This window comes from Streptomyces sp. NPDC006265 (genome assembly GCF_040613555.1).
Lineage (GTDB): Bacteria > Actinomycetota > Actinomycetes > Streptomycetales > Streptomycetaceae > Streptomyces.
Map to the genome: position 1 here is coordinate 1 of NZ_JBEXSH010000096.1, position 16,542 is coordinate 16,542.

Sequence of the window (16,542 nt, forward strand, 5' to 3'; positions counted from 1 at the left end):
GAGGTCCCGGTGGGGGTCGTGACGTCACTGATCGGGGTGCCGGCGTTCGTGGCGGTGCTGTACCGGACGAGGAGAGTGCGATGAGCGGCGCGGGGGCGTCGGCGGAGGCGGGGTTGCGGGCCGAGCGGGTCAGCCGCCGCGCAGACGGGCGTCTCATCCTGGACGGCGTCGCCCTCGCGCCGGAGACCGGCTCCACGGTCGGCGTCCTCGGACCCAACGGCTCCGGCAAGTCCACGCTGCTGCGGCTGCTGGCCGGGCTGCTCACGCCGACCTCCGGAGTCGTCACCCTCGACGGCACACCGCTGGGCGGCCTGCCCCGCCGCACGGTCGCCCGACGCCTCGCCGTGGTCGAGCAACAGTCCGACACCCAGGTTGAATTGACGGTCGAGGACGTCGTACGGCTGGGCCGTGTCCCGCACCGCCGCGCCTGGACGCCCGCGTCCGCGGACGACGAGCGGGCGGTGCGCGCCGCCCTGGAGCGCACGGGCCTCGACGGCCGGGCCGGACAGCCCTGGCACACCCTCTCGGGCGGCGAACGCCAGCGGCTGCAGATCGCCCGCGCGCTCGCCCAGGAACCCCGCGAACTCCTCCTCGACGAGCCCACCAACCACCTCGACATCCACCACCAGCTCGACCTCCTCGCTCTGGTCACGGGCCTGCCGGTCACCACCGTCGTCGCCCTGCACGACCTCAACCTCGCCGCGATGTACTGCGACCGGGTCGTCGTGCTGTCCGCGGGGCGGGTCGTGGCCGCGGGCTCTCCGGGCGACGTGCTCACGGCGGAGCTCATCGCCGGCGTGTACGGGGTGCGGGCCGCCGTCAACCGCGAAGGGCCGGAGAGCCGGCCTCATGTGCGGTTCCTGGGCACGCTGGCCTGACCGGAGCGGCCGGGCACGCCATTGGTGGGGCGATTCCGCCACGGCGGCCGGAAAACACCGAACCTGCCTGCGCGTGCCCGCTGGCCCGCCTACGCTCACCTCGTGCTGCGCATCATCGACGCCCGAACCCATGAGCCGGTCGACGCCGCCCCGGCCCGCCGGGGCCTGACCCGTGTCGAGGTACACGCACCCGGCTCCGACACGACGAACCTGCGGGTGCTGCTCGTCGGCGACCTGCTCGTCCGGACCCTGGAGCTCGGCGGCACGCCGGTGTGGGCGCTGCTGACCGGCGGCCGTCGGCAGGCGGAGCTGCGCGCGGGCGCCACGACGCTCGGCATCCGCCCCTTCGAGGACAGCCCCGACGTCGGTGCCGGTCTGGGCGAGTCCCAGGTCGTCCACGTCACCACCGAGGACGCGACCGCACCCGACGGGGTGCGGATCGCCGTCGCGTCAGTGGAGCCCGGCCCGCCGGGCCACTTCGCCCCCGCCGTCCTGCGCCTCGCCCTGATCACCCGGCACCACAGCACCCCCGTCCGGCTGGAGGCGGCCGGACTCGACGACGCCCGCCTCACCCTCGCCCGCTGGCGCGGCTCGGTCGCCCGCTGGGCGCGGCAGCCCTCGCGGCCGATCCCCGACGACGTGCGGGGCCGGTTGCGCGACGCCTGGGACGACGACCTGGACGTCCCGCGAGTGCTGGACGTCCTGCGTCAAGCCCGAGCGTGTCGGCATACTCCGGCGCGCGGTCCACTCCGCGCGCCCCCGGTTCCGTGCCGAACACGCCGAGCGAGAGACGCCCGATGGCGCCCGCCACGCAACGGCAGTAGACCTTCAGGTCGTCCCAGGTCTCGTAGGTCTCGCCGCGGACGTCCATCAGGACGCCGTCGATGAGCTCGTCCAGACCGCCGAGCGGGATCGGGAAGTGCCCGGCCGCGTGCGCGAGGGCGACGGCGACCGGGTCGGTGTCGTCCTCGTCGACCTCGTCCTCGCGGATACGGGTGAGCAGCGCCCGGGTCTCCTCCAGCCTGGCCGTCTTGACGTCGTGGGCGAGCGCGCCGTCCCCGATGTCGTCGACCCGCCGCGAGAACGCGTACAGCGCCGACATCGCGCGGCGCTGGGGCGTCGGCAGCAGCCGGATGCCGTAGGCGAAGTTACGGGCCTGCCGTCCGGTGACGGCCTCGCAGTAGCTGTAGGCGGCGAGTACCGGTGGGGACGCGTGTGGTTCCGACGCCACGGTCCGGATCACCCCTTTCCTCGCAGAGTCACGCCCACCTCACGCAGCAGCCGGAGCTTGCCGGGCTTGGGCGGACCGGGAAGTACGTCGTATTCGGTGGCGGCGATCGCGTGGAGTGCCGCCCTTCCCCCCGCCACGAACCCTGCGAGCAGCAGTTTCAGCCTGCCGTGGACGCTACCCACCAGGGGGGTGCCTTCATTCAGAAGGTCCCGGGCCCTTTGCGCTTCGTACGCAACCAGCGCACGGACCGACGCACCGGCGGATTTCGTGGCGAGATCCGCTTCCTGGACATGGAAGCGTTTCATGTCGGCTGCGGGCAGGTAGACGCGGTCGCGGCCGAGGTCCTCGGCGACGTCCTGGAGGTGCTCGACGATCTGGAGGGCCGTGCAGATCATGTCGGAGCGGCGGATCCGCTCGGGCGTCGAGGTACCGGTGACGGCGAGGACGAGGCGGCCGACGGGATTGGCGGAGAGCTCGCAGTAGGCGAGCAGGTCGTCGTAGGTCTCGTAGCGGCTGACCAACTGGTCCTGGCGGTTGGCGGCGATCAGGCCGAGGAACGGCTCGGGGGTCAGCGAGCGACGGCGCACGGTCGGCTGGAGGCGGCGCAGCAGGGGATGGCGCGGGGTCGCGTCGAAGACGCGGTGCAGGTCGGCCTCGACGGCGTCCAGCAGGACCAGCCGGTCCCCGGCCTCCCGCGCGGACACACCGAGCAGGCGGGCGTCGGCGCCGCCGGGGGCCAGGTCGCCGTCACCGATGTCGTCGACCAGACGGGCGAAGCCGTAGACGGCCATGAGGTCGGTGCGCCAGGCCCGGGGCAGGAAGAAGGGGGCCACCGGGAAGTTCTCGCCGGCGGCCTTGTCGAGCGTGCCGCGCTCCGGATCGAGGGGGAGCGCCGTGCCGGTTCCCGTCACCGCCGGCCGCCCGGCGAGGGGACGGCACGTGCTGCGTGGAGCTGGGGAGTTTCCGTAGCCATCGCCGTCACATCTCCCGTTCTACACTGCCGACCCAATACGCACTATTTCGGACACGCCGCCCAGCCGTCCGCACGGTGGCCCGACGAGCGGTGTCGCGCATTATCGCCCTGATTGCCGTGTTTCGGGACCAGTACAGCTTACGTTGTACAACGCGACACGGTTCGTCAGGGCGTCCCGCACATCACGAGAACACACCGATTGGCCCCAAGATTCCTGAGATGGGCCGGAGTTGACGTTTCCTTTGCAGACGCGGGGCCCCGCCGGAACAGTTCCGTCGGGGCCCTGTCCGAATCCGGGCTACTTGCCCGTGAACTTCTCGTACTCCTTGAGCACCTCGTCGGTGGGACCGTCCATGCGCAGCTCGCCGCGCTCCAGCCACAGGACGCGGTCACAGGTGTCGCGGATGGACTTGTTGTTGTGGCTGACCAGGAACACCGTGCCGGCTTCCTTGCGCAGTTCCCGGATGCGGTCCTCGGAACGCTTCTGGAACTTGCGGTCGCCCGTCGCCAGGGCCTCGTCGATCATCAGGACGTCGTGGTCCTTGGCCGCGGCGATGGAGAAGCGGAGCCGGGCCGCCATGCCGGAGGAGTACGTGCGCATGGGCAGGGTGATGAAGTCGCCCTTCTCGTTGATGCCGGAGAAGTCGACGATCTCCTGGTAGCGCTCCTTGATCTCCTCGCGGGACATGCCCATGGCGAGCCCGCCCAATATGACGTTCCGTTCGCCGGTGAGGTCGTTCATCAGGGCCGCGTTGACACCGAGCAGCGAAGGCTGGCCGTCGGTGTAGACCTTGCCCTGCTCGGCGGGGAGCAGGCCGGCGATGGCCCGCAGCAGGGTCGACTTGCCGGAGCCGTTGGAGCCGATCAGGCCGATGGCCTCACCGCGGTACGCCACGAAGGAGACGCCGCGCACGGCGTGCACCTTGCGCACGCCCCGCTCTTCGCCGCGCTTGATGATGCGGCTGAGGGCGGCGGTGGCGCTGCCCTTGCCGGTCTTGGAGCCGTTGACGCGGTAGACGATGTGGAGGTCGTCCGCGACGACGGTGGGGATGCGTGCGTCCTGTTGCTGCTCAGCCACGGCCGTACCTCTCCTCCGCCTTCCAGAAGAACACGAAGCCGATCACCCCGGCCAGCAGTGCCCAGGTGACCGCGATGGCCCATACGTGCGAGGGCAGGTACGAGGAGTCGTACCCATCGATCATCGCGAAGCGGACCAGGTCCATGTAGACGGCGGCGGGGTTCCACTGCAGCGCCTCGGTGAGCCAGCCCGGAACATCCCGTTTGGCGAGCATCGCCGGAATGCTGAACATCACACCCGACGCGTACATCCAGGTGCGCAGCACGAAAGGCATCAGCTGGGCCAGGTCGGGCGTCTTGCTGCCCAGGCGCGCGAAGATCAGCGCCAGGCCTGTGTTGAAGATGAACTGCAGGATCAGTACAGGCGCCACCAGCAACCAGGAAAGGTCGGGAAAGCTGCGGAACGCCAGCATGATGACGACGAGCACGACCATCGAGAACAGGAGCTGCTGGAGCTGCTGCAACGCGAACGAGATCGGCAGGGAGGCTCGCGGGAAGTGCAAAGCGCGCACCAGTCCCAGGTTGCCGGAGATGGCCCGCACCCCCGCCAGGACCGAGCTCTGCGTGAAGGTGAAGACGAACACCCCCGTCACCAGGAACGGCACGTAGATCTCGTGCGGGATGCCTTCCCGGGCCCCCAGCAGCAGACCGAAGATGAAGAAGTACACGGCCGCGTTGAGCAGCGGCGTGGCCACCTGCCACAGCTGGCCGAGCTTGGCCTGGCTGTACTGGGCGGTCAGCTTCGCCCGGGAGAAGGCGAGGATGAAGTGCCGCCGGTCCCAGAGCTGACGGACGTACTCGATGAGGGTCGGCCGGGCGCCGCTCACGGTGAGCCCGTGCTTGGCGGCGAGTTCACTCGCCGTGAGGCCCTCGTCGGGCGCCGCGGGCGCGCTCACCGCGACCGTGGCGTCGTGCGTTGTCTCACTCACTAGTGGAAACTTTCGTCTTCGAGATGCTCGGCCTGTGCCGGGTCCGGCATGAGCCGGGGCCAGGGTACGGCCCGGGGCTCCCGGGCTTTCCCGGATACGAGCTTGTCAGATGACGGGGGGCCGGCCCAGCCGGGTCAGCCGCCACACCGTACGCCACTTCATGGGCCGGCGGGGGCCGCACGAGGTGGCCCAGCCCTCACGGAATCCGCCGAACCAGGCCCGCAGCGCCCTGCGGGAGGGGCGGCGCAGGAGGGTGAGTAGCAGCCACACACCGAGGTAGACGGGGACGAGCGGCGCGGGGAGGTTGCGGCGGGCCAGCCAGACGCGGTTGCGGGCGACCATGCGGTGGTAGACCGCGTGCCGCGAGGGAGCGGTCGTCGGGTGATAGAGCACCATGTCGGACCGGTAGTCGATCATCCAGCCCGCGTCGAGGGCCCGCCATGCCAGGTCGGTTTCCTCGTGGGCGTAGAAGAACTCGTCCGGGAGTCCGCCGACGTCGGCGAAGACGCGGGTGCGGACGGCGTTGGCGCCGCCGAGGAAGGTGGTCACGCGCGAGGAGCGCATGGGGTCGGCGGCGCGCAGGCGGGGGACGTGGCGGCGCTGGGTGACGCCGGTCTCCGGGTCGGCTATGCGGAAACTCACGATGCCGAGCTTCGGGTCGGCCTCGAACGCCTTGCGGCACAGCTCGGCGGTGTCGTGGCTCGCGAGCAGTCCGTCGTCGTCCAGGAAGAGCAGGACGTCGACGTCCCTGCCGGCGGGGCCGAAGGCCTCGATGCCGACGTTGCGGCCGCCGGGGATGCCGAGGTTCTCGGGCAGCTCGATGGTGCGGACACCCTCGGGGACATCCGGAACGGGCGAGCCGTTGCCGACCACGACCACCTCGACCCGGTCGCCGTCCTGCTTGGCGACGGAGTCGAGGAGGGCGCGCAGCTCCTCGGGCCGGTTGCCCATGGTGATGATGACGGCGCCGACCTTCATCCCGCTCACTTCAGCCTGCTCGAGGCGAGGATGGACACCAGGTGCAGCAGGGTCTGCACCAGCGCGATGCCGGCGAGCACCGCGACGCCGAGCCGGGAGAAGAACAGGTCGCCGCGGACCTGGTCGACGATCGCCAGCGCCAGGATCAGCAGCGACGCCTCGATGCCGAGGATCAGCCGGTGGAAGTTCAGGGCGGCGGCGGCCCTGCGGGCCAGCGCCATGCCGGAGGAGCGCATCTCGGCGGCGGCCTCCTTGACCGGCGGCTTGCCGGCCTGGTGCCGGGCGACGCCGACGAGGTCGGTCTCCGCCTTGATGAGGATGGCGCCGAGGGCGGCCAGGGTGCCGAGGAAGGCCCACAGCCAGTCGATGCGGCCGCTGCCCCACACGTCGGCGGCGCGCAGGCCGAAGCCGGTGAGCACCGCGGCGTCGGTGAGGTAGGCGCCGACCCGGTCCAGGTAGACGCCGTTGAGGGAGTACTGCTTCTTCCAGCGCGCGATCTCGCCGTCGACGCAGTCCAGCAGCAGATACATCTGGACGCACACCACGCCCAGTACGGCGCCCGCGATCCCCGGCACGAGCAGTGCCGGGGCCGCGAGCACACCGAAGACGGTCATCAGGTAGGTGAGCTGGTTGGGCGTGACCCTGGTGTTGACCAGGTAACGGTCGACCCGCAGGGACACCTCACGCATGTAGAGGCGTCCCATCCAGTGCTCACCGCTGCGCCGGTCCTTCACCCCCGGGGGGTGAACGACGGGGCGGAGTTCAGCTACCGATGGCCTTGACATAGTCGGCGTAGATGTCCTTGATCTGTTCGGTGTTCAGGTCGAGGTGTTCGAGGATGGTGTAGCGGCCGGGCCGGGTCTCCGGGGCGAACTCGACGGCCTTGACGAACTCGTCCGTCGTGAAGCCGATCTCGTCGGGCAGCACGGGCAGGCCGTGCCGGCGCAGCACCTCGGCCATGTACGCGGATTCCTCGTGCGCACCGCGCAACCACATCGCGAAGGCCGCGCCGAGACCGCACTGCTCGCCGTGGGCGGCGGCCCGCTTGGGGTAGAGCAGGTCGAAGGCGTGGTGGATCTCGTGGCAGGAGCCGGAGGCCGGGCGGGAGTCGCCGGAGATCGACATCGAGATGCCGCTGAGCACCAGCGCCTCGGCGAGCACCTGGAGGAATCCGTTGTCCCCGACTCCGCCGGGGTGGCGCAGGACCGCCTCGCCCGCCTGGCGGGCCATGGCTGCGGCGAGACCATCGATCTTCTCGCCGTTGACGCGGTTGGACAGCTCCCAGTCCGCGACGGCATTGATGTTGGAGATCGCGTCGCCGATGCCGGCCCGGACGAATCGGGCCGGGGCCTCGCGGATGACGTCCAGGTCGATGACGACCGCGATCGGGTTCGGCACACCGTAGGAGCCGCGGCCCGCGTCGTTGTCGAGGGTGGCCACCGGCGAGCACAGGCCGTCGTGCGCGAGGTTCGTCGGCACGGCGACCAGGGGCAGGCCGACCCGTGCCGCGGCGAACTTGGCGCAGTCGATGATCTTGCCGCCGCCCAGGCCGACGACCGCGTCGAAGTGGCCGGCCTTTATGTCGCTCGCCAGCCGGACCGCGTCGTCGAGGGTGCCGCCGCCGACCTCGTACCAGGTGGCACCGGGCATGCTCGGCGCAATGCGCTCACGCAGCCTGGCGCCCGAGCCGCCGCTGACGGCGACGGCGAGACGGCCGGAGTGCGAGATGCGCTCGTCGGCGAGGACGCATGCCAGGTCGTCGAGGGCACCCGGGCGGATGTCGACGACGAGCGGCGAGGGGATGAGCCGGGTCAGTACTGGCACGCGATCTCCCGTCCGCGGGCGAGATCGTCGTGGTTGTCGATCTCCACCCACTTGACGTCGCCGATCGGCGCCACGTCGATGCGGAACCCGCGGTTGACCAGTTCCTGGTAGCCGTGCTCGTAGAACTGCTGCGGGTCGGTCTCCCACACGGCCTTGAGGGCGTCGGCCAGCTCGGGGGCGGCGTCGCCCTCGATCAGCGTGACGCCGATGTACTCTCCGGTGGCCTCGGCGGGGTCCATCAGCTTGGTGATCTTCGTCATGCCCTTCTCGGGGTCGACGACGACCTTCATCTCCTCGTCCGCGAGGTCCTTGACCGTGTCGAGGGCGAGGATGATCTTCTTGCCGTCGCCGCGGGCGGCGAGCAGCGTCTTCTCGACGGAGACCGGGTGGACGGTGTCGCCGTTGGCGAGGATCACGCCGTCCTTGAGGGCGTCACGCCCGCACCACAGGGAGTACGCGTTGTTCCACTCCTCGGCCTTGTCGTTGTCGATGAGGGTGAGCTTGAGGCCGTACTTCTGCTCCAGGGCCTCCTTGCGCGCGTACACGGCCTCCTTGCGGTAACCGACGATGATCGCGACCTCGGTGAGACCGATCTCGGCGAAGTTGCCGAGGGTCAGGTCGAGGACCGTGGGTTCGCCTTCTATGCCCGCGGGGCCCACCGGCACCAGTGCCTTGGGGAGGCTGTCGGTGTAAGGGCGCAGACGCCGTCCGGCGCCGGCCGCAAGCACGAGGCCGATCATGCGGGTTCTCCTTCATCGTGTACGGCGGGTGCGCCACCCTGGTGGGCGGCGACCCAGAAGTGGATGCTCTCGACGAGCACCACCAGGGCCACGATCACGGCCAGTGCCGTGAGCGCGACCTTGAACTGCGAGGCGGTGAGCAGCGCGGCGAGGACGGCGACGAGCAGCGTCCGTCCTTCGTGCCCTCCGATGGAGCGCACCAGCCAGGCCGGGGGCGCTCCGGCGTCGCCGCGGATGCGGTAGACCGTGTCGTAGTGATGGTAGGCGACCGCGGCCACCAGCCCGAAGGCCGCGGGAAGGGCCCCGTTCACGTCCGCCTTGGCCGCCAGGACCAGGACCGTGCCGTACTCGGCGGCGCGGAAGATCGGGGGGACCAGCCAGTCGAGGGGGCCCTTGAGCGGCTGCATCAGCACGCATCCGGCGAACACCACGTAGAACGGGGCGGTGATGACCGCCCCCCCGGCTCCGTGGCGAACCGTGTTCACCAGCAGGAGGGTGGCGCCGACCGCGGCAACGACGACCGGCGCGTACGGAAGGATCTTGCCCCGGGGGCTGCGCAGCTTGGAAATCAGCTCCGCGAGCGGGCCGGAGTCCGTCAGGTCCGCCAGCGCCTTGGCTGCCCGGTCCGTGCGCCGTGCCTTCCGCGTCAAAGACCGCAGCACCCGCCCCGCCGTCGTGTACGTCGCGGCGAAGGCGCAGCCGATGAGCAGTGCGTAGAAGGTGATGCGGGGGGTGGTGACCGCCGTGAGCACGGCGATCATGGCCCAGCGCTCGCCGATGGGCAGGACGATCATCCGCCGCACCCAGACCGTCCAGCCGACGCTGTCGAGCTTGTCGGAGAGGGCGGCGGTGGGGCTGGTGTTGGCGGTGGCGTCGTGGTTGGCCTCGTTGAAGGAGAAGTCCACGACGTGCCGGCAGGTCTGCAGGACCATGGCGCCGAGGGCGAGGGCCCACACGTCGTCCCCGCCGCGGGCCGCTCCGAGGGCGAGGCCGGCGTAGTAGGCGTACTCCTTGGCGCGGTCGAAGGTGGCGTCCAGCCAGGCGCCGAGCGTGGAGTACTGCAAGGAGTAGCGGGCGAGCTGGCCGTCGGTGCAGTCCAGCACGAAGGACGCGATCAGCAGGATGCCGGCCGCGACGAAGCCGCCGCGGGTACCGGTGGCCGCGCAGGCCGCCGCTATGAGCGCGGTGATCAGCGAGGCGGTGGTGACCTGGTTCGGGGTCAGGCCGCGGCGGGCGCACCAGCGGGCGAGGTAGCGGGAGTAGGGGCTGATGCAGTAGGTGGTGAAGAAGCCGTCGCGTGCCTTCACGGCCGACTTCAGGCGGACGGCCTCGTCGTCGACGTCCGCCACCGCCTGACGTGCCTCGTTGCGGGCCTGCGGGTCGGCGGGGACGGCGGCGACCAGGCTGCCCAGCTCGGGGCGGTGCACGCCGGTGCCGTCGGCGTCGAGGGCGGTGAGGATGCGGTCGGCGAGGCTGTCGACCACGGTGGTGCCGCCGACCGCGGAGTTCTCGCGGGCCATCGCCCGGGTCAGGGCCTGGCGTCCGGCGGGCTGGGCCGTGACGGCGCCGGGGATCCCGGCGAGCGGGAAGCGGGGGTCGGTGAGGCCGAGGCGCAGCGCGTGCACGTGCCCCACGAAGCGGGCGTCGACCAGGGCGACCCGTTCGTCGCCCGGCACCTCGGCGAGGAGGGTCTCGGCCTCGGCGGCGTGGGCCGCGGTCCGGAGGTCGAACCCGAGGGATCGCAGGTCGGACTCGATCGACGATCCGGGGACCGGCTGGCCGGTGAGGATGGCGGTCGACAACCGAATTCACTCCCTGGGTACCGACGTGTCCGCGCCGGTGATGTGCATGGTGGGGGCGCCCTCTCCGGTGGCTCCCGGGCGGCATGTCGGCAGAGGCTATCGGATGCCGGGAAGGCCACGTTCACCGCCCGTTCGGCGGATGGATCGACGTGGTTCGCACAAGCCCTTGCCGCGATCATCATCCTGGATCCGGGGGCCACCCCACAAACCGTGCCCTCCTATGCGGACATCGGGGACATTGCGCAGGCGGCCACCGCGTCCGCATAGGGTGGGCGACCATGACGTGGCTGATCACCGGCGGTGCCGGCTATATCGGAGCACATGTGGCCAGGGCCATGGCCGAGGCCGGGGAGCGGGTCCTCGCCCTGGACGACCTGTCGGCCGGGGTGCCCGCGCGGCTCCCGGCGCAGGTCCCGCTCGTGCGGGGTTCCTCGCTGGACGGGGAGCTGCTGAAGCGGGTCTTCGCCGAGCACGGCGTGACGGGTGTGGTGCACCTCGCGGCGCGCAAGCAGGTCGCCGAGTCCGTCGCGCAGCCCACGCGGTACTACCGGGAGAACGTCGGCGGTCTGGTGACCCTGCTGGACGCGGTTGCCGGGGCCGGGATCGAGCGCTTCGTGTTCTCCTCTTCGGCTGCCGTGTACGGCGACCCGGGTGTGGACCTCATCACGGAGGACACGCCCTGCGCGCCGGTGAACCCCTACGGCGAGACCAAGCTCGCCGGGGAGTGGCTGGTGCGGGCGGCGGGAAAGGCGCACGGGATCTCCACCGTATGTCTGCGCTATTTCAACGTGGCGGGCGCTGCCGCGCCGGGGCTCGCGGACACCGGTGTCTTCAACATCGTCCCGATGGTCTTCGACCGGCTGACGCGCGACGAGGCGCCCCGGATCTTCGGCGACGACTACCCGACCCCGGACGGCACCTGCGTCCGTGACTACATTCACGTCGCCGACCTGGCCGAGGCCCACCTGGCGGCGGCCCGGCGACTGGCCGGCGGCGGCATCACGGGCGACCTGACGGTCAACATCGGCCGCGGCGAGGGCGTCTCTGTCCGCGAGCTCATCACGGCCATCGGCGAGGTCACCGGCGACCCCCGGCCCCCGCTCGTCGAGGACCGCCGTCCCGGAGACGCCCCAAGGGCTGTCGCGACGGCCGCCCGGGCGGCCGACGAGCTCGGCTGGACCGCCCGGCGCGGGGTGCGCGAGATGACCGAGTCGGCCTGGCGCGGCTGGCTGCTGCACCACGGCTCCCGCCCCTCGGAGGCGCCCTGACCTGCGCATCGTTTTCGCAGGTCAGGGCACATGACAACGGTGTTCAGTGCCGCGTTGCACATACCCCCTCCCCGTAGTTCACTGGGGTGCCCGGGCACGATCAGGCGGACACAGGGAGGCTGACTTCTCATGGGGGCTGGGCACGATCACGGGCACGCGCACGGCGCGGCCGGCGGTACGGCGACCTCGGCGTACCGCGGCAGGCTGCGGGCGGCGCTGGCGATCACGCTCGGCATCGTGGTGGTGCAGATCGTCGGTGGTGCCCTCGCCGACTCGCTCGCGCTCGTCGCGGACTCGGCGCACATGGCGACGGACGCCCTGGGCCTGGGCATGGCGCTGCTCGCGATCCACTTCTCGAACCGTCCGCCCAGCGAGCGGGCCACCTTCGGCTACGCCCGGGCCGAGATCCTCGCCGCCCTGGCCAACTGTCTGCTGCTGCTCGGGGCCGGCGGGTACGTCGTGTACGAGTCGGTCCAGCGCTTCATCACGCCCGCGGAGACCGAGGGCCGGCTGGCTCTGCTGTTCGGTGTGATCGGTCTGGCCGCGAACCTGGTGTCGCTGTCGCTGCTGATCCGCGGGCAGAAGGAGAGCCTGAACGTGCGCGGCGCGTTCCTGGAGGTCGCGGCGGACGCCCTCGGTTCGGTCACGGTGATCGTCGCGTCCGTGGTGATCATGCTCACGGGCTGGCAGGCCGCCGACCCGATCGCCTCGCTCGTGATCGCGCTCATGATCGCGCCCCGGACGTGGAAGCTGCTGCGCGAGACGCTGTCGGTGCTGCTGGAGGCCGCTCCCCAGGGCGTCGACATGGCGGAGGTGCGCTCGCACATCCTGGCGACGGACGGCGTGGAGGGCGTCCACGACCTGCACGCCTGGACGATCACTTCCGGCATGCCGGTGCTGTCGGCGCACGTGGTCGTCAGCTCGGAGGCCCTGAACGCGATAGGCCACGAGAAGATGCTCCACGAGCTCCAGGGCTGCCTGGGTGACCACTTCGACGTGGAGCACTGCACCTTCCAGCTGGAACCGGTCGGGCACGCGGAGCACGAGGCGCGGCTCTGTCACTGACGCGGTGACGTCCGGGGTGTGTGGGACAGGTGGGGCGCACACCACTGAGAGCGCGCCGGGGAACGCAACCCTCCGCTGTACGCCCGCGTCCTGAGCCCCATAGCTCCGGTGGGGACGATTTTCCGCCTGCCCGGCCGGGCACGATCATCTACCGGGTCCCTTTCCCGGCGTCGGACCGGTGCCGGCCGCGGTCCGCGTCACCGCGCGGGACATGCGGGCGTGCCGCGAAGTGCCGGGAGTGCCGGATTCGTACGGCAGACTTGGGGCGCGAAGACCGATGTGAAGGATGGGTATGCCGATCACACCTGCCACCGCGACGCACAACCCGTCGAACGGCACCGCAGACGCGATTTTGCTGGAACTGGTCGACGAGGACGGCGTGACGATCGGCACCGCGGAGAAGCTCGCCGCCCACCAGCCGCCCGGACAGCTGCACCGCGCGTTCTCCGTGTTCCTCTTCGACGAGTACGGCCGGCTGCTGCTCCAGCAGCGCGCGCTGGGCAAGTACCACTCCCCCGGTGTGTGGTCCAACACCTGCTGCGGCCACCCCTACCCCGGCGAGGCGCCCTTCGCGGCGGCGGCGCGGCGCACGTTCGAGGAGCTCGGCGCCTCCCCGTCCCTGCTGGCCGAGGCGGGCACGGTCCGCTACAACCACCCGGACCCGGAGTCCGGTCTGGTGGAGCAGGAGTACAATCATCTCTTCGTCGGCATGGTGCAGGCCGTGGTGCGGCCGGACCCGGAGGAGGTGGCGTCGACGGTGTTCGTGACCCCGCCGGAGCTGGCGGAGCGGCACGCCAAGGACGCCTTCTCGGCCTGGTTCATGACCGTCCTGGATGCGGCCCGGCCGGCGATCCGGGAGCTGACGGGCCCGTCCGCCGGCTGGTGACCCCGGCCCCGGCACGGCGGGGGCTCAGGCGAAGCGCGCGGGTTTGAGCGGCAGGGCGGCCCAGATCACCTTGCCGCCGCTCGCGGTGTACTCGACCTCGCACAGGCCGCCCGCCTCCCGGGTGATCTCGCGCACCAGGAGCAGTCCGCGCCCGCCGGTCCTGCCGTGGTCGGTCTCCAGGGCGGTGGGCCGGTACGGATGGTTGTCCTCCACGGACACCCGGAGCCACTCGGCCCCTACGGCCAGCTCGACGGCGATGGTGGGCGACAGCACCGCCGCGTGCTTCACGGCGTTCGTCACCAGCTCCGAGACGATCAGCAGCAGCCCCTGGGCCAGGTCGTCCGAGACCGGCACTCCCTGACCCAGCAGCAGGTCCCGTACGGCGTGCCGCGCCTGGGGGACCGAGGCCTCGACCGCCGATGCGGTGAACCTCCAGACCCCTTCGTACGGCAGCGAATCCGCGGGCCAGGGTCCGAGGGGCGCCGCGCCGCCCTCTGGGCGCGGCCCGAACCCACGCCCGTCGTCGTCCATCGTCCGGTCGCCACCCTCACGCTCGATTGTCGCCACACCTCGAGTGTTGGTAACGATGCGCCTCGCACCCCGGGACTGAACAGAAGTCAGCAAGTATCGAGCACTTCTGACCGTTGGCGTATGACACGGTCAGTTGTGGGACTGGTCCTGTCCCTGTTGTGCCGTCTCGGCGAACTATTCGGGTTGTACGGGTTTGACATGCGGATAGCATCCGGCGCATGGAGCCGCAGCTGGAGCACCGCGTGACCGACTCGGTCGCGACGGTCGTCATACGTCATCCCGAGAAGCGCAACGCCATGACGGCCGCGATGTGGCGCTGCGTGCCCACCCTGCTGGAGGAGCTCGCGGGGGATCCGGGGGTACGGGCGCTGGTGCTGACCGGCGAGGGCCGGACGTTCTGCGCCGGAGCCGACATCTCGACGCTGCGGGGCTCGCCGGAGGAGGCGCAGGGGCTGGCCGTGCGGGCGGAGGAGGCGCTGGCGGCGTTCCCGAAACCGACACTGGCCGCGATCCGGGGTCACTGCGTGGGCGGCGGGGCGCAACTGGCGGCGGCCTGTGATCTGCGGTTCGCCGAGGAGGGGGCGGTGTTCGGTGTGACGCCCGCGAAGCTCGGCATCGTGTACCCGGCGTCCTCGACCCGGCGGCTGGTGTCCCTGGTGGGACCGGCCACCGCCAAGTACCTGTTGTTCTCCGGGGAGTTGATCGACTCACAGCGGGCGCTGCGCACCGGGCTGGTGGACGAGGTACTGCCCGGGGGCGAACTCGGCAAGCGAGTCGCCGAATTCACCCGGGTGCTGGTGTCGCGTTCGCAGCTGACCCAGGCGGCGGCCAAGGAGTTCGCGGACGGTCGCACGGACCGGGACGCGCACTGGACCGGGCAGGCGCGCGCGAGCCGCGACACCGCGGAGGGTGTCGCCGCGTTCCTGGAGCGCCGGCAGCCGCGGTTCGGCTGGGGCGTGCCTACGTCAGGATGACGCCGGAGTGCGTGCGGACCAGTTCGACGAGGTGGGCAGGGGCCTTCTCGGGCGATCCGGCGTCGTAGGGCGGCTGCGGGTCGTACTCGGTGGCGAGCTGGACGAGCTGCGCGTGGTCGTCGCCCGCGATCCGGCCGAGCAGGGTGAGTCCCATGTCGATGCCGGAGGAGACGCCGGCCGCGGTGACGTACTTGCCGTCGGTGACGACCCGCTCCCCCGTCGGTTCGGCGCCGTGGCGCTTCAGCTCCTCCAGGGCCAGCCAGTGGGAGGTCGCGCGGCGGCCGCGGAGGAGTCCGGCGGCGGCGAGCAGCAGGGAGCCGGTGCACACGGACGTCGTCCAGGTGCTGGTGGCGTCGGCGCTGCGCAGCCAGGTGAGCAGGGGCCCGTCCGGCGCCAGAGGGAGCGGGCCGGGGCCGCCGGGGACCACGATGATGTCGGGGTGCGGTACGTCGGCCAGGGTCCGGTCGGCGATGAGCGCGAGGTTCCCGGAGTCGTTCCGTACGGGGCCGGCCTCCTCGGCGACGAAGACGGTCTCCGCGTCCGGGAGCCGGCCTATGGTCTCGTAGGGGCCGATGGCGTCGAGGGCGGTGAAGCGGTCGTAGAGGACGATGACGATCTGCATGGGGTCCTTCCGTCGGCTGGTGTCGATGAGGTTCAGGGCGTGGTCACGGGGCGGAAGCGGCGGCGGTACTCGGCCGGGGGCGTTCCGAGGGTCCGGACGAAGGCCCGGCGCATGGCCTCGGGCGTGCCGTAGCCGCTGGTGCGGGCGATCTCCTCGACACCGTCGGCGGTGTCCTCCAGGAGGCGCCGGGCGTGTTCGAGGCGGACGCGGTCCACGTAGCGGCCCGGTGTCATGCCGGTCTCGGCGCGGAAGGCTCGGGCGAAGTGACGGGGCGAGAGGCGGGCGCGGTCGGCGAGGGTGTCGACACCGAGGTCCGCGTCGGGGTGGTCGGTGATCCACCGCTGGACGTCCCTCAAGGGCTCCCGTTGTGCGGTCTGGGCCGCGAGCTGGGCGCTCAACTGGGCCTGGTTGCCCGGGCGGCGCAGGAACACCACCAGGTGACGGGCGATCGTCAGGGCGGCGTCCCGGCCCAGGTCCTCCTCGACCAGGGCGAGGGCCAGGTCGATGCCGGCGGTGACACCGGCCGAGGTGGAGATGTGTCCGTCGCGTACGTAGACGGGGTCGGGGTCGATCTCGACGGCCGGGTGCTCGCGGGCGAGCCGGTCGCAGTACGCCCAGTGGGTGGTCGCGCGGCGGCCGTCCAGAAGACCCGCCCCGGCGAGCACGGCCGCGCCGGTGCACACGGAGACCAGACGGGCGGCGCGCGGCCCGCGCTCGCGCACCCAGTCCACCAGGCGGCGGTCGGGCCGCAGGCTGCCCGGTCC

At 71.3% G+C, this 16,542-nt stretch carries 16 protein-coding genes and 1 pseudogene; 5 read left to right on the forward strand and 12 right to left on the reverse strand.

From position 1 onward, the window contains the following. Positions 1 to 80: 80 nt before the first annotated feature. Positions 81 to 878 (forward strand): ABC transporter ATP-binding protein, encoded by a 798-nt coding sequence (locus ABZ281_RS11150; RefSeq protein ID WP_356654299.1) that lies wholly within the window; start codon positions 81 to 83, stop codon positions 876 to 878. Between the two features lie 709 nt (positions 879 to 1,587). Here the strand turns inward: ABZ281_RS11150 and ABZ281_RS11155 are convergent. From ABZ281_RS11155 to ABZ281_RS11195, 9 genes and pseudogenes are all read right to left on the reverse strand, one after another. After that, a pseudogene (locus ABZ281_RS11155) lies at positions 1,588 to 2,121 on the reverse strand (squalene/phytoene synthase family protein); the annotation flags it as partial. Next, complete coding sequence (gene hpnC, locus ABZ281_RS11160) at positions 2,118 to 3,020, reverse strand: squalene synthase HpnC (protein ID WP_356654301.1); 903 nt, start codon at positions 3,018 to 3,020, stop codon at positions 2,118 to 2,120. The gene hpnC and the pseudogene ABZ281_RS11155, both read right to left, overlap by 4 nt. 360 nt (positions 3,021 to 3,380) lie before the next feature. After that, a complete protein-coding gene (locus tag ABZ281_RS11165) occupies positions 3,381 to 4,160 on the reverse strand; it encodes an ABC transporter ATP-binding protein (RefSeq protein WP_356654303.1) in 780 nt (259 codons plus the stop codon). Next, positions 4,153 to 5,088: an ABC transporter permease gene (locus ABZ281_RS11170; protein WP_356654305.1), complete on the reverse strand. Its 936-nt coding sequence runs from the start codon at positions 5,086 to 5,088 to the stop codon at positions 4,153 to 4,155. The genes ABZ281_RS11165 and ABZ281_RS11170 overlap by 8 nt, the downstream gene beginning before the upstream one ends. Positions 5,089 to 5,193: 105 nt before the next feature. Then, positions 5,194 to 6,066: a glycosyltransferase gene (locus ABZ281_RS11175; protein ID WP_356654325.1), complete on the reverse strand. Its 873-nt coding sequence runs from the start codon at positions 6,064 to 6,066 to the stop codon at positions 5,194 to 5,196. Between the two features lie 5 nt (positions 6,067 to 6,071). Then, entirely contained in the window at positions 6,072 to 6,851 is a 780-nt protein-coding gene (locus ABZ281_RS11180) for a CDP-alcohol phosphatidyltransferase family protein (protein WP_356654307.1), read from the reverse strand. Further along, on the reverse strand, positions 6,829 to 7,890 hold the full coding sequence (locus ABZ281_RS11185; RefSeq protein WP_356654309.1) for an iron-containing alcohol dehydrogenase family protein: 1,062 nt from the start codon (positions 7,888 to 7,890) through the stop codon (positions 6,829 to 6,831). Before ABZ281_RS11185 ends, ABZ281_RS11180 begins: the two co-directional genes overlap by 23 nt. Beyond that, positions 7,878 to 8,630 (reverse strand): phosphocholine cytidylyltransferase family protein, encoded by a 753-nt coding sequence (locus ABZ281_RS11190; RefSeq protein ID WP_030840917.1) that lies wholly within the window; start codon positions 8,628 to 8,630, stop codon positions 7,878 to 7,880. Before ABZ281_RS11190 ends, ABZ281_RS11185 begins: the two co-directional genes overlap by 13 nt. Continuing rightward, positions 8,627 to 10,432 (reverse strand): DUF5941 domain-containing protein, encoded by a 1,806-nt coding sequence (locus ABZ281_RS11195; RefSeq protein ID WP_356654311.1) that lies wholly within the window; start codon positions 10,430 to 10,432, stop codon positions 8,627 to 8,629. Before ABZ281_RS11195 ends, ABZ281_RS11190 begins: the two co-directional genes overlap by 4 nt. Before the next feature lie 278 nt (positions 10,433 to 10,710). On the opposite strand from ABZ281_RS11195, the gene galE reads away from it, so the two are divergent. From galE to idi, 3 genes are all read left to right on the forward strand, one after another. Next, a complete protein-coding gene (gene galE, locus ABZ281_RS11200; RefSeq protein ID WP_356654313.1) occupies positions 10,711 to 11,700 on the forward strand; it encodes a UDP-glucose 4-epimerase GalE in 990 nt (329 codons plus the stop codon). 129 nt (positions 11,701 to 11,829) lie between these two features. Beyond that, positions 11,830 to 12,765, forward strand: a complete 936-nt coding sequence (locus ABZ281_RS11205) for a cation diffusion facilitator family transporter (RefSeq protein WP_356654315.1) — start codon at positions 11,830 to 11,832, stop codon at positions 12,763 to 12,765. 292 nt (positions 12,766 to 13,057) lie between these two features. Further along, positions 13,058 to 13,651 carry an isopentenyl-diphosphate Delta-isomerase gene (idi, locus tag ABZ281_RS11210; protein ID WP_356654317.1) on the forward strand — a complete coding sequence of 198 codons (594 nt, stop codon included), beginning with the start codon at positions 13,058 to 13,060 and terminating at the stop codon, positions 13,649 to 13,651. Positions 13,652 to 13,675: 24 nt separating this feature from the next. Here idi and ABZ281_RS11215 read toward each other — a convergent pair whose 3' ends face one another. Continuing rightward, complete coding sequence (locus tag ABZ281_RS11215; protein ID WP_356654327.1) at positions 13,676 to 14,182, reverse strand: ATP-binding protein; 507 nt, start codon at positions 14,180 to 14,182, stop codon at positions 13,676 to 13,678. A gap of 218 nt (positions 14,183 to 14,400) precedes the next feature. On the opposite strand from ABZ281_RS11215, the gene ABZ281_RS11220 reads away from it, so the two are divergent. Then, positions 14,401 to 15,156 carry an enoyl-CoA hydratase/isomerase family protein gene (locus tag ABZ281_RS11220; protein WP_356654319.1) on the forward strand — a complete coding sequence of 252 codons (756 nt, stop codon included), beginning with the start codon at positions 14,401 to 14,403 and terminating at the stop codon, positions 15,154 to 15,156. Here the strand turns inward: ABZ281_RS11220 and ABZ281_RS11225 are convergent. Both ABZ281_RS11225 and ABZ281_RS11230 read right to left on the reverse strand, forming a co-directional pair. Continuing rightward, positions 15,143 to 15,778 carry a DJ-1/PfpI family protein gene (locus tag ABZ281_RS11225; RefSeq protein ID WP_356654321.1) on the reverse strand — a complete coding sequence of 212 codons (636 nt, stop codon included), beginning with the start codon at positions 15,776 to 15,778 and terminating at the stop codon, positions 15,143 to 15,145. The two genes, ABZ281_RS11220 and ABZ281_RS11225, sit on opposite strands and share 14 nt — an antisense overlap. Before the next feature lie 32 nt (positions 15,779 to 15,810). Next, a partial coding sequence (locus ABZ281_RS11230; protein WP_356654323.1) for a helix-turn-helix domain-containing protein occupies positions 15,811 to 16,542 on the reverse strand: 732 nt, incomplete at its 5' end.